The organism is Quadrisphaera sp. DSM 44207 (genome assembly GCF_900101335.1).
GTDB lineage: Bacteria > Actinomycetota > Actinomycetes > Actinomycetales > Quadrisphaeraceae > DSM-44207.
In genome coordinates this window covers 748348-760934 of record NZ_FNKA01000001.1, presented here as the reverse complement: position 1 = coordinate 760934, position 12587 = coordinate 748348, and the positions used below count along the sequence as shown (strand labels likewise).

General features: G+C 75.5%; 12 protein-coding genes. 9 read left to right on the top strand and 3 right to left on the bottom strand.

Translation table 11 applies throughout. The features are described from left to right. Positions 1–3 precede the first annotated feature (3 nt). The 4 genes from BLS82_RS03510 to BLS82_RS03495 all read left to right on the top strand — a co-directional run bounded on the left by BLS82_RS03510 (position 4) and on the right by BLS82_RS03495 (position 4092). Entirely contained in the window at positions 4–612 is a 609-nt protein-coding gene (locus BLS82_RS03510; RefSeq protein WP_092861579.1) for a response regulator transcription factor, read from the top strand. 82 nt (positions 613–694) lie between these two features. Continuing rightward, positions 695–2197, top strand: a complete 1503-nt coding sequence (gene guaB, locus BLS82_RS03505; RefSeq protein WP_092861577.1) for an IMP dehydrogenase — start codon at positions 695–697, stop codon at positions 2195–2197. A gap of 20 nt (positions 2198–2217) precedes the next feature. Next, the gene (locus BLS82_RS03500; protein ID WP_092861575.1) at positions 2218–3342 is read left to right on the top strand and encodes a GuaB3 family IMP dehydrogenase-related protein; all 1125 of its coding nucleotides are present in this window, start codon (positions 2218–2220) and stop codon (positions 3340–3342) included. Between the two features lie 102 nt (positions 3343–3444). Next, positions 3445–4092, top strand: coding sequence for a fasciclin domain-containing protein (locus BLS82_RS03495; protein ID WP_143028732.1), 648 nt, complete (start codon positions 3445–3447; stop codon positions 4090–4092). Between the two features lie 10 nt (positions 4093–4102). Here the strand turns inward: BLS82_RS03495 and BLS82_RS03490 are convergent, their stop codons facing one another. Further along, positions 4103–5815, bottom strand: coding sequence for a glycerol-3-phosphate dehydrogenase/oxidase (locus BLS82_RS03490; RefSeq protein WP_092861571.1), 1713 nt, complete (start codon positions 5813–5815; stop codon positions 4103–4105). A 175-nt stretch (positions 5816–5990) separates the two neighbouring features. On the opposite strand from BLS82_RS03490, the gene BLS82_RS03485 reads away from it, so the two are divergent. Beyond that, positions 5991–6713 carry an MIP/aquaporin family protein gene (locus BLS82_RS03485; RefSeq protein WP_092862744.1) on the top strand — a complete coding sequence of 241 codons (723 nt, stop codon included), beginning with the start codon at positions 5991–5993 and terminating at the stop codon, positions 6711–6713. Positions 6714–6783: 70 nt separating this feature from the next. Then, positions 6784–8301 carry a glycerol kinase GlpK gene (glpK, locus tag BLS82_RS03480; protein WP_092861569.1) on the top strand — a complete coding sequence of 506 codons (1518 nt, stop codon included), beginning with the start codon at positions 6784–6786 and terminating at the stop codon, positions 8299–8301. Positions 8302–8345: 44 nt separating this feature from the next. On the opposite strand, the gene BLS82_RS15575 is transcribed toward glpK, so the two are convergent. After that, positions 8346–8792, bottom strand: a complete 447-nt coding sequence (locus BLS82_RS15575; RefSeq protein WP_176818905.1) for a hypothetical protein — start codon at positions 8790–8792, stop codon at positions 8346–8348. A gap of 36 nt (positions 8793–8828) precedes the next feature. On the opposite strand from BLS82_RS15575, the gene BLS82_RS15570 reads away from it, so the two are divergent. From BLS82_RS15570 to guaA, 3 genes are read left to right on the top strand one after another with little or no spacing between them, the layout of a single operon-like run. Then, positions 8829–9647, top strand: a complete 819-nt coding sequence (locus BLS82_RS15570; RefSeq protein WP_176818904.1) for an SURF1 family protein — start codon at positions 8829–8831, stop codon at positions 9645–9647. After that, positions 9644–10009 (top strand): DUF3817 domain-containing protein, encoded by a 366-nt coding sequence (locus BLS82_RS03470; protein ID WP_255378078.1) that lies wholly within the window; start codon positions 9644–9646, stop codon positions 10007–10009. Before BLS82_RS15570 ends, BLS82_RS03470 begins: the two co-directional genes overlap by 4 nt. Before the next feature lie 8 nt (positions 10010–10017). Then, complete coding sequence (gene guaA / locus BLS82_RS03465) at positions 10018–11655, top strand: glutamine-hydrolyzing GMP synthase (protein ID WP_092862740.1); 1638 nt, start codon at positions 10018–10020, stop codon at positions 11653–11655. Positions 11656–11658: 3 nt separating this feature from the next. Here guaA and BLS82_RS03460 read toward each other — a convergent pair whose 3' ends face one another. Next, the gene (locus tag BLS82_RS03460) at positions 11659–12585 is read right to left on the bottom strand and encodes an aldose 1-epimerase family protein (RefSeq protein ID WP_092861565.1); all 927 of its coding nucleotides are present in this window, start codon (positions 12583–12585) and stop codon (positions 11659–11661) included. Positions 12586–12587 lie beyond the last annotated feature (2 nt).

Below are 12587 nucleotides of genomic sequence, written 5' to 3'. Positions count from 1 at the left end.
CTGGTGTCGACGGTGATGGTGTGCGACGACTCCCCGCTGGTGCGGGAGAACCTGCGTCGCGCGGTGGCCGGCGTGGCCGGCGTGACCCGCGTGACCGGCGCCTCCTCGGGTGAGGAGGTGCTCACCCGCTGGCCCCTCGAGCGGCCCGCCCTCGTCCTCGTGGACGTGCGCATGCCCGGCATCGGCGGCGTCGAGGCCGCCCGCCGCCTGCTCTCGCGCCACCCCGGCGCGCCCGTGCTCATGCTCACCGTGGCCGAGGACGTCGAGGGCGTGGCCCGCGCGGTCGCCGCCGGCGCCCGCGGCTACGTCGTCAAGGACGCCTCCCGCGCCGAGCTCGCCGCCGCCGTCGTCGGCGCCCTGGCGGACGTCGGCGCCGGCCGCGCCCGCGGCTCGCGCCGCGACGACGCCGCGACCGCGCCGACTCTGACCGAGCGCGAGCTGCAGGTGCTCACCGGCATGGGCCGCGGGCGCAGCAACGCCGAGATCGGCAAGGAGCTGTTCCTCTCCGAGGACACCGTGAAGACCCACGCGCGCCGCCTGTTCCGCAAGCTGGGCGCCGCCGACCGCGCCCAGGCGGTCGCCAAGGGCTTCCGGCTGGGGCTGGTGCACTGACCCGCCCGGTCCCCGGGGAGGCGCCCCGGGGAGGCGCCCGCGGGCGTCCGGGCCGAGCGGGGCACGCGGGTAGGCTCCTCGGGTGGACGCCTCCCTCGACGAGAAGTTCGGCCTCCTCGGCCTGACCTTCGACGACGTCCTGCTCCTGCCGGGCGAGTCCGACGTCGTGCCCAGCGCCGCCGAGCCCCGCTCGCGGGTCTCGCGGCGGGTCGAGGTCGCCGTCCCGCTGCTCTCCAGCGCCATGGACACCGTCACCGAGTCGCGGATGGCGATCGCGATGGCGCGCCAGGGCGGGCTCGGCGTCCTGCACCGCAACCTCTCGGCGGAGGAGCAGGCCACCCAGGTCGACCTCGTCAAGCGGTCCGAGGCCGGCATGGTCACGCACCCGGTCACGTGCGGTCCGGAGGCGACGCTCGCCGAGGTCGACGTGCTGTGCCGCCACTACCGCATCTCCGGCGTGCCGGTCGTGGACGCCGACGCGACCCTGCTCGGCATCGTCACCAACCGCGACCTGCGGTTCGAGACCGACCGCTCCCGCCTCGTGCGCGACGTCATGACGCCGCTGCCGCTGGTGACCGCACCGGTGGGCATCGCCCCCGACGACGCCATGGCTCTGCTCGCCCGGCACAAGGTCGAGAAGCTGCCGCTCGTGGACGGCGCCGGGCGCCTGCGGGGCCTGATCACCGTCAAGGACTTCGTCAAGCGCGAGCAGTACCCGCTCGCGACGAAGGACGACGCCGGCCGCCTGCGCGTGGCCGCGGCCGTCGGCATCTTCGACGACGCCTGGAAGCGCGCGATGCTCCTCGTCGAGGCCGGCGTCGACGTCGTCGTCGTCGACATGGCGCACGGGCACTCGCGCGCTGTGCTCGACATGGTCGCCCGCCTGAAGGCGGAGCCGGCCGCGGCGTCCGTGGACGTCGTCGGCGGCAACGTGGCCACCCGCGCCGCCGCGCAGGCGCTCGTCGACGCCGGCGTCGACGGCGTCAAGGTCGGCGTGGGGCCGGGGTCCATCTGCACCACGCGCGTCGTGGCGGGCGTGGGCGTGCCGCAGGTGACCGCCATCGCCGAGGCCGCGGCCGCGTGCGCGCCCGCCGGCGTCCCCGTCGTGGGAGACGGCGGCCTGCAGCACTCCGGCGACATCGCGAAGGCGCTCGTCGCCGGCGCCGACACCGTGATGCTCGGCTCGCTGCTCGCCGGCTGCGAGGAGAGCCCCGGCGAGCTGGTCTTCTCCAACGGCAAGCAGTACAAGTCCTACCGCGGCATGGGCTCCCTGGGCGCGCAGCAGACCCGCACGGGCACCCGCTCCTTCTCCAAGGACCGCTACTTCCAGAACGACGTCTCCTCCACCGAGCAGTTCGTGCCCGAGGGCGTCGAGGGCCTCGTGCCCTACCGCGGGCGGCTGGCGGCGGTGGCGCACCAGCTCGTCGGCGGCCTGCGCCAGTCGATGTTCTACTGCGGCGCCGCCACGGTGCCGCAGCTGAAGGAGCGCGGCCGCTTCGTGCGGATCACCGCCGCCGGGCTGAAGGAGTCCCACCCGCACGACGTGCAGATGGTGCTCGAGGCCCCCAACTACTCCGGCCGCTGAGGGCCGCGGCGAGGAGCGACGTGAGCGAGATCGAGATCGGCCGCGGCAAGCGGGGGCGGCGCGCGTACTCCTTCGACGACGTGGCCGTCGTGCCCAGCCGGCGCACGCGCGACCCAGAGGTCGTGTCCGTCTCCTGGAAGCTGGACGCGTACGCGTTCGAGGTGCCGGTGATGGCCGCGCCCATGGACTCCGTGGTCTCCCCGGCCACCGCCATCGCCATGGGCCGCCTCGGCGGCGTCGGCGTCCTCGACCTCGAGGGCCTGTGGACCCGCTACCCCGACCCCGAGCCCCTGCTCGCGGAGATCGCCGGGCTCGACGCCGCGGTCGCCACGGCCCGCATGCAGGAGCTGTACGCCGCGCCCATCGACCCCGACCTCGTCACCGAGCGCATCGCGCAGGTGCGCGGCGCCGGCGTCGTCGTCGCCGGGGCGCTCAGCCCCCAGCGCACCCAGCAGCTGTGGAAGACGGTCGTGGACGCCGGCGTCGACCTGTTCGTCATCCGCGGCACCACGGTCTCGGCCGAGCACGTGGCCGCCCCCGACGTGGAGCCGCTGAACCTCAAGCAGTTCATCTACGAGCTCGACGTGCCCGTCGTCGTCGGGGGAGCGGCCACGTACACCGCGGCGCTGCACCTGATGCGCACCGGCGCCGCCGGCGTGCTCGTGGGGTTCGGCGGGGGAGCGGCGCACACCACGCGCACCACGCTCGGCATCCACGCGCCCATGGCCAGCGCCGTCGCGGACGTCGCCGCCGCCCGGCGGGACTACCTCGACGAGTCCGGCGGCCGGTACGTGCACGTCATCGCGGACGGCGGCATGGGCCGCTCCGGCGACGTCGTCAAGGCGTTCGCCTGCGGCTCGGACGCCGTGATGCTGGGGGCGGCGCTCGCGCGCGCCAGCGAGGCGCCCGGGCGCGGCTGGCACTGGGGGCCTGAGGCCCACCACGGCGAGCTGCCCCGGGGGCTGAGGGTGCACGTGGGCACCGTCGGCTCGCTGCGGGACATCCTGCTCGGGCCCGGGCGCACCGCGGACGGCACGACGAACCTCGTCGGCGCGCTGCGCCGGGCGATGGCGACGACCGGGTACTCCGACCTCAAGGAGTTCCAGCGCGTCGACGTCGTCGTCTCCCCGTACCAGCCGACCTGACCAGCCGACCCGACCAGCCGACCCGACCAGCCGATGCGACCGCCTGGTCCGACCAGTCGACCTGACCGACCGCCCGCTCGGTCCCGACAGGAGGAGCCCCCCGTGTCCCCTCGCCTCAGCCGAGCCACCGCGGCCGGCCTGCTCGCGTGCTGCCTCGGTGCGGGCGCCCTCTCCTGCACCGGTGGCACCGACGCCGGCACCGACGCCGGCACCGACGCCGGCACCGACGCCGGCACCGACCCGGCGGCGACGCAGGCACCCGCCCCGGACGGCTCGGCGAGCGCCGGCACCACCGCCGCCGCGCCGTTCGGGCCCGGCTGCGCCTCCCTGCCCTCCGGCGGCCAGCTGCCGGACCAGCCGCTGTCCTCGGCGCTGGCGAGCGTGCCGCAGCTGTCGCGCCTGGCGAGCGCCGTGGAGTCCGCCGGCCTGGGCCAGCGGCTCGACGACCTGCCCGCGGGCGCGGTCTTCGCCCCCAGCGACGACGCCTTCGCCTCCCTGGGGATCTCCGACCTCGCCGCCCTGGCCGATCCGGCCTCGCGCGGTGAGGTGCTGCAGTACCACGTCGTGCCGCAGGGGCTGGCCCCGGAGGTCGCCGGGACCTACGAGACCCTCCAGGGCGGCACCCTCACGGTCGAGGGCAGCGGCCAGGAGTACACGGTCGACGGCGAGGCGTCGATCGTGTGCGGAGGCATCCGGGCCGACGACTCCACGATCTACGTCGTCGACGCGCTCCTGACCCCTCCCCGGTGAGGCCCGCGGCTCACACCAGCAGCGGCCGGGAGTCCGGGGCGGCCCGCCGGGCGGCGTCGGACGCCTCGTCGGTCGGCAGCTCCTGCGAGGCGCGCTCGGCCTCGACCCGCTCGGTGTAGGAGCTCACCTCGGCCTCCACCCGCTCGTCATCCCAGCCGAGGACGTCGGCCACCAGCTCGGCGGCCGCGCGCGCGGAGCCCACCCCGCGGTGGGAGTACTCGATGGACATGCGCGTGCGCCGGGCGAGCAGGTCGTCCAGGTGCAGCGCCCCCTCGTGCGTGGCGGCGTAGCGGATCTCGGCGCGCAGGTAGTCCTCCGCGCCGGGCAGCGGCTCGAGCAGCGACGGGTCGTCTTCGGCGAGGGCCAGCACGTCCAGGGCCATCGACCCGTACCGGTCGAGCAGGTGGTGCAGCCGCCACGGCGGCACCCCGTGCTGCTCGGCGAGCGCGTCGACCTGGTTGACCAGCGCGTAGTAGCCCTCCGCGCCGAGCAGCGGCACCCTCGCGGTCACGGAGTCGGCGACGGAGGGGCCGAGGTCCTCCCGCGCGGCGTCGATCGCGTCGGCCGCCATGACCCGGTAGGTCGTGTACTTGCCGCCGGCGATCGAGATCAGCCCCGGCTGCGGGCGGGCGACGGCGTGCTCGCGCGAGAGCGCGCTCGTGCCCTCCTCCTCGCCGGCCAGCAGCGGGCGCAGCCCGGCGTAGACGCCGCGCACGTCGTCGTGGGTCAGCGGGGTGGCCAGCACCTCGTTGGCGTGCTCGAGGATGTAGTCGATGTCGGCCCTGGTCGCCGCCGGGTGCGCGCGGTCGAGGTCCCAGTCGGTGTCCGTCGTCCCGATGATCCAGCGGGTGCCCCAGGGGATGAAGAACAGCACCGACTTCTCGGTGCGCAGGATCAGCCCCGTCTCGGAGGCGAACCGGTCGCGCGGGACGACGATGTGCACGCCCTTGGACGCGCGCACCCGGAAGCGCCCGCGGCCCCCGGCCATCTTCTGCACGTCGTCGGTCCACACCCCGGTGCAGTTGACGACCACGCGGGCGCGGACCTCGGTCTGCGCCCCGGTCTCCACGTCGCGCACGGTGGCCCCGACGATGCGGTCGCCCTCGTGCAGCAGGCCGACGACCTCGGTCGAGGAGCGCACCACCGCGCCGTAGTGCGCAGCGGTGCGCACCACGGTGAGGGTGTGGCGGGCGTCGTCCGCCTGCGCGTCGTAGTAGCGCAGCGCCCCCTTGAAGGCGCCCGGCTTCAGGCCCGGGGCCAGGCGCAGCGCGCCGTGGCGGGTCAGGTGCCTGTGCAGCGGCACCGCGCGGGTGCTCGTCAGGCCCGCCATCGCGTCGTACAGGGCCATGCCCGCGCCGACGTAGGGGCGCTCCCAGAACCGGTGGTTGAGGGGGTAGAGGAAGGAGACGGGCTTGACCAGGTGCGGGGCGAGCGTGGTCAGGTTCAGCTCCCGCTCGCGCAGGGCCTCGTGCACGAGCGCGAAGTTCAGCTGCTCGAGGTAGCGCAGCCCGCCGTGGAAGAGCTTGCTCGAGCGCGAGGACGTGCCCGACGCCCAGTCGCGCTGCTCGACCAGCGCGGTGCGCAGGCCGCGGGTCGTCGCGTCGAGGGCGGCGCCCGCCCCCGTCACCCCGCCGCCGACGACCAGGACGTCGAAGCGCTCGCCCGACAGCTCGTGCCAGGAGCGCTCGCGGTGCTGCGGGCTGAGGGCGTCGTCGTAGCTCACGGAGGAACCTCCCGTCGAGGGCCGGCGTCCGCGCCGTCCGCGCCGTCCGGCCCCGAGATCATCCCCTTGCGGGGCGACACGCTCAAGAGTAGGACTGCCCTCCGACAGCCGGTGACCCCCGGCAACGGGGCCGGGGACGCGAGGGTGTCGGGGAGGACGCGCCGTGGACGTCTCGCTGGGTCAGGTCTTCGTCTCGGAGGTGCTCGGCACGGCGCTGCTGCTCCTGTTCGGCGTCGGCGTCGTGGCCAACGTCCTGCTGACGGGGTCCAAGGGCCAGGGCGGCGGCTGGCTGCTGATCAACTTCGGGTGGGGGCTGGGCGTCTTCGTCGGCGTCTACGTCGCCTTCCGCTCCGGAGCGCACCTGAACCCGGCCGTGACGGTGGGCCTGCTGGCCTCGGGGGCCGACGAGTACGCCCCGGGCGTGGCGGTCGGGTTCGTCAGCACGCTGGTCTACTTCGCGGCGCAGCTCCTCGGGGCCTTCCTCGGCGCGGTGCTGGCGTGGCTGGCCTACCGCCAGCACTACGACGCCCACGAGGTGGCGGCGGAGCAGCTCGGCACGTTCTCCACCGGCCCCGCGATCCGCGGCTACGGCTGGAACCTCGTCACCGAGGCGGTCGGGACGTTCGCGCTCCTGTACTGGATCCTCGTCTCCGGCAACACGCCCAGCCAGCTCGGCCCGCTGGCCGTCGCCCTCGTCGTCGTCGGCATCGGCGCCTCCCTCGGCGGCCCCACCGGCTACGCCATCAACCCCGCCCGCGACCTGGGCCCGCGCATCGCCCACGCGGTGCTGCCGATCCGCGGCAAGGGCACCAGCGACTGGGGCTACGCCTGGGTGCCGGTGGTCGGTCCGATCATCGGCGCCGTCGTCGCCGGCCTGCTCTACCAGGTCGTGGTGTGAGCGGCCCCTGACCGCGCGCTCGCACCGACCCCGCGAACCAGGACGCCCACCGACCCACCGAGGAGGACCCGTGGCCGACTTCATCGCCGCGATCGACCAGGGCACCACGAGCACCCGCTGCATGGTCTTCGACCACTCCGGCTCCGTGGCGGCCGTGGGCCAGAAGGAGCACCAGCAGATCTTCCCCCGCGCGGGGTGGGTCGAGCACGACCCGCTGGAGATCTGGGGCAACACCCGCGAGGTCGTCGGGCAGGCCCTGGCGCGCGCCGACCTGGTCGCCTCGGACCTGGTGGCCGTGGGCCTGACGAACCAGCGCGAGACCGCCGTGGTGTGGGACAGGGCCACGGGGCAGCCGGTCTACAACGCCATCGTCTGGCAGGACACCCGCACCGACCGGATCGTCACCGAGCTCGGGGAGCTGGGCGGGGGCCCGGACCGGTACAAGGACAGGGTCGGCCTGCCGCTGGCGACCTACTTCGCCGGCCCGAAGGTGACGTGGATCCTCGACAACGTCGACGGCGCCCGCGAGCGCGCCGAGCGCGGCGAGCTGCTGATGGGGACCGTCGACTCCTGGCTGCTGTGGAACATGACCGGCGGGGCCGAGGGCGGGCAGCACCTGACCGACGTCTCCAACGCCTCGCGCACCATGCTCATGGACTACCGCACCCTGGCCTGGGACGAGTCCATCGCCGCCGACATGCGCATCCCGGTGTCGATGCTGCCGCAGATCCGCTCCAACTCCGAGGTCTACGGGGAGGGCCGGCGCGCCGGCGCGCTGGCGGGGGTGGAGATCGCCGGGTCCCTCGGCGACCAGCAGGCGGCCACCTTCGGGCAGGTCTGCTTCACCAAGGGCATGGCCAAGAACACCTACGGCACGGGCAACTTCATGCTGCTCAACACCGGGGAGGAGGCGGTGGCCTCCAAGAACGGGCTGCTGACGACGGTCTGCTACCAGCTCGGGGAGCGCAAGCCCGTCTACGCCCTCGAGGGCTCGATCGCCGTCACCGGCTCCCTGGTGCAGTGGCTGCGCGACAACCTGCGCGTCATCGGCGGCGCCGGGGAGGTCGAGGCCGTGGCGCGGTCGGTGGAGGACAACGGCGGCGCGTACTTCGTGCCGGCGTTCTCGGGCCTGTTCGCCCCCCACTGGCGCTCCGACGCCCGCGGCGCGCTGGTCGGGCTGACCCGCTACGTCAACCGCGGCCACGTCGCCCGCGCGGTGCTGGAGGCCACGGCGTTCCAGACCCGCGAGGTGCTGGAGGCCATGAACGCGGACTCCGGGGTGGACCTGACCGAGCTGCGGGTGGACGGCGGCATGGTCGCCAACGAGCTGCTGATGCAGTTCCAGGCCGACATCCTCGGCGTGCCGGTGGTGCGCCCGAAGATCGCCGAGACCACCGCGCTGGGGGCCGCCTACGCCGCCGGGCTCGCCGTGGGGTTCTGGCGCGACGAGGCGGAGCTGACGCAGCAGTGGGCCGAGGACAGGCGCTGGGAGCCGGCCCTGGACCGCGCCGTCGCGGACAGGATGTACCGCAAGTGGAACAAGGCCGTGCAGCGCACCCTCGACTGGGTCGACGAGGACGACGAGTGACCCACGGCTGACCCGCGGCTGACCCACGGGTGGTCGACGGGTGGTCAGGGCCTGACCAGCCACAGGGCCTGGTGGGGGTCCAGGCGCAGCGCCCCGTCGTCCCAGCGGCGGGGCGCTGCGCCCGCGAGGGCGGCCACGGCGGTCTGGTACGGGATCCTGCGCGCGACCCCGGCCAGGTCGCCCGCGGACCGGTCGGCGCAGGCGGCGTACCCGAGCATCCGCGGGGCCTGGAACCGGTCCGGCTGCAGCGTGCGGACCAGGTTCAGGCGCGCGAGGTCCGGGGTCGCGGTCACGCGCTCGACGTGGGCGGCGGCCGCCAGGTGCAGCAGCGAGCCCTCCAGCCGCGCGGCCACCTCCGGCGCGTACACCGCGCCGAGCCCCGCGCGCAGGTCCGGCCACCAGCGGGCCGCGCGCAGCTCGAACAGCTCGCGCTGGTGGGCGGGCAGGGCGGCCAGGAGCTCGGTCACCGACGGCGGCGGCGCAGCGGGCACGCCGGAGGCCAGCGCGCGCCCGCGTACCGTGGGCCCGTGCTGCGAACCGCGCTGCGCCCCTGGTCGCTGCTGCTGCTGGCCGTGGCGCTGGCGGCCGCGACGGCGTTCGCGGCGCTCGGCGACTGGCAGCTGGCGCGCTCGCGCTCGCAGGGCCCGCCGTCCACCGCGGAGCAGGTGCTGCCGCTGGCGCAGGTGCTGGCTCCCGCGACGACCTTCCCCGGGACGGCGGTCGGGCAGCGGGTGAGCGCCCGCGGGCAGTTCCTGCCCGAGGAGCAGCTGCTCGTGGCCGGTCGCGCCCTCGACGGCGAGGAGGGCTCCTGGGTGCTGGCGCCGCTGCAGGTGCAGGCGGCGGGCGGCACCGCGCTGCTGCCCGTGGTGCGCGGCTGGGTGGCCGCGGGGCAGGAGGCGTCGGTGCCCGCCCCGCCGGACGGCGAGGTGGAGGTGGTCGGCCGGCTGCAGCCCGGCGAGCCGCCCGCCGGGGTCGCGCCCGGCGCGGACGGCGCCCCGGCGCTGAGCGCCGTCAGCTCCGCGGACCTCGTCAACGTCTGGCAGCCGCCGCTGCACACGGGCTACGTCGTGCAGGAGGAGGCGCCCGCGCCGCTGGCCGCCGTGCCCAGCGCCGCCCCCGAGCCGGAGGTGGACCTGCGCAACGTCTCCTACGCGCTGCAGTGGTGGCTCTTCGCCGCCTTCGCGGTGTTCCTGTGGTGGCGCGCGGTGCGCGAGCGGCACCGGGGCGAGCAGGAGGAGCGCGCCGAGGAGGACGGCGCCGTCGGCGGGACCTGGGAGGATGGGCCGGTGCGCCACGAGCAGGTCGACCAGCAGGTCGTCGAGCAGACCCAGGAGGCCGGCCGGTGAGCTCCGTCCAGGACAGGTCCCGCCGTCCCGCCGGGGCGGTGCGCCGCAGCGTCGGCCCGGCCCTGGCCCGCTACCGCGTCATGGCCTGGGTGACCGGCGTGATGCTGCTGCTGCTCGTGGCGGAGATGGCCGTGAAGTACGGGCTCCTGGGCGGGCGGGCCTGGGCGGGGGACCTGGTCGCGATCGCGCACGGCTGGGTGTACGTGGTGTACCTGGTCACCGTGTTCGACCTGTGGTCGAAGCTGCGCTGGCCGTTCGGCCGCTTCGTCGCCCTGGTGCTCGCCGGCGTCGTCCCGGTGCTCTCCTTCGTCGTCGAGCGGCGCATCGTGCGCGAGGTGCGCGCCTCCGGGGTCGCGCGGTGAGCGGCCTGATGGACCCGGCGCGCCAGCCCGGCGTGGACCCGGACGTCGACCCCGGCGACGCCGAGGGCCAGGCCGAGGCGCACCACCGCCCCGTGCTCGTCGTCGACTACGGCGCGCAGTACGCCCAGCTGATCGCCCGGCGCGTGCGCGAGGCCCGCTCCTACTCCGAGATCGTGCCGGGCTCCACGCCCGTGCACCGGATGCTCGCCAAGGACCCGGCGGCGATCATCCTCTCCGGCGGCCCGGCGTCCGTGTACGCCGAGGGCGCTCCGCAGCTCGACCCCGCCCTCTTCGACGCCGGCGTGCCGGTGCTCGGAATCTGCTACGGGTTCCAGGCGATGGCCTCGGCGCTCGGCGGGGACGTCGCCCGCACCGGCCTGCGCGAGTACGGCGGCACCCCGGTCGAGGTCGCCGACGCCGACAGCACGCTGCTGCACGGGCAGCCGGCGCAGCAGAGCGTGTGGATGAGCCACGGCGACGCCGTGCGCGCCGCCCCCGAGGGCTTCTCCGTCGTCGCCTCCAGCCCCGGCGCGCCCGTCGCGGCCTTCGAGGACGACGAGCGGCGGCTGTACGGCGTGCAGTGGCACCCCGAGGTCGGCCACTCCGCCTTCGGCCAGCGCGTGCTGGAGAACTTCCTGCGCCGCGGCGCCGGCGTGCCGGACGACTGGACCACCGGCAACGTCATCGCCGAGCAGGTCGAGCGCATCCGCGCCCAGGTCGGCGACGCCCGCGTCCTCTGCGGCCTGTCGGGAGGGGTCGACTCCGCGGTCGCGGCCGCCCTCGTGCAGCGCGCCGTCGGCGACCAGCTGACCTGCGTCTTCGTCGACCACGGGCTGCTGCGCGCCGGGGAGGCCGAGCAGGTCGAGCAGGACTTCGTCGCCGCCACGGGCGTGAGGCTCGTCGTCGTCGACGCGGTCGAGCAGTTCCTCTCGGCGCTGGCCGGCGTCACCGACCCCGAGGCCAAGCGCAAGGTCATCGGCCGGGAGTTCATCCGCGCGTTCGAGGGCGCGGCCCGCGACCTCGTCACCGGGTCGGGCGCCGAGGACGGCGGGGAGGTGCGCTTCCTCGTCCAGGGCACCCTCTACCCCGACGTCGTGGAGTCCGGCGGCGGCGAGGGCGCCGCCACGATCAAGAGCCACCACAACGTCGGCGGCCTGCCCGAGGACCTGCGGTTCGAGCTGGTGGAGCCGCTGCGCACCCTGTTCAAGGACGAGGTGCGCGCCGTCGGCGCCGAGCTGGGGCTGCCCGAGGCGATCGTGTGGCGCCAGCCGTTCCCCGGCCCCGGCCTGGGCATCCGCATCGTCGGGGAGGTCACGGCCGACCGCCTGGAGACGCTGCGCGCCGCGGACGCGGTCGTGCGCGAGGAGCTGAGCGCCGCAGGCCTGGACCGCTCCATCTGGCAGTGCCCGGTGGTGCTGCTCGCCGACGTCCGCTCCGTGGGCGTGCAGGGCGACGGGCGCACCTACGGGCACCCCGTCGTGCTGCGCCCGGTCACCAGCGAGGACGCCATGACCGCCGACTGGGCCCGGCTGCCGCACGACCTGCTGGCGCGGATCTCCACGCGCATCACCAACGAGGTGCCGGAGGTCAACCGGGTCGTGCTCGACGTGACGAGCAAGCCGCCCGGCACCATCGAGTGGGAGTAGCGCTCAGGCGTCGACGGCGCTGATGCGCCAGCGCACCTCGTGCGCCTGGCCGGGCTCGAGGCGCACGAGGTCCGTGCCGGTGCGGAACGCGTCCGGCGGGCAGGTCATCGGCTCCACGGCCAGGCCGACGCGGTCGTGCTCGGGCTCGGGCCGGTCGGCGGTGTGCACCTGCACCCACGGGCAGGCGGCGTCCCAGTGCATCGCCACCCCGCTGCCGTCGGCCGCGCGCACGGTCGCCACCCGCCGGCCCGGCTGGCCGGGGGCGTCGGCCACCGCGGTCAGCGCGTGGTCGAGGGAGAGCCCCCGCAGCGGCCGGCCCCCGCGCAGGTCCGCGTCCGTGCCCGCCGCGTCCTCGACCCCGCGCGGCAGCAGCCGCTCGGGGTCGACGTCCAGGTAGCGGTCGGCGGCCAGCTCCAGCGTCCAGTCGTCGACGCGGCCCTCGCCGGCGACGAGGTAGGGGTGCACCGAGCAGCCGTAGGGGGCGGGCGCGGAGCCGGCGTTGACCGCGCGCAGCGACCAGTGCAGGCCCTCCTCGTCCAGCGCGCACGTCGCCCGCAGGTCCAGCAGGTGGGGGTAGCCCGCCTGGGGCCAGACCCGGGTGGCGAGCACCACCGAGGAGGCCGTGCGCTCGAGCGCCTCCCACGGCAGCCACACCGCCAGGCCGTGCAGCGCGGTGGCGCGCTCGGGCTCGGTCAGCGGCAGCTGCTGCTCCTGGCCCTCCCAGCGGTAGCGCCCGTCGCCGACGCGGTTCGGCCACGGCGCCAGCACGGCACCCCGGTAGAAGGGGCGCACCTGCTCGACGCCGAAGCCGCGCACCAGGGGGCGCCCGTCGGCGGTCAGCTCCCGCAGGCTGGCGCCGACCTGCGTGACCACGGCGCGGTAGCGCCCCGAGGAGATCTCGTGCTGCTCACCGGAGGGCGGGACGGGCATGG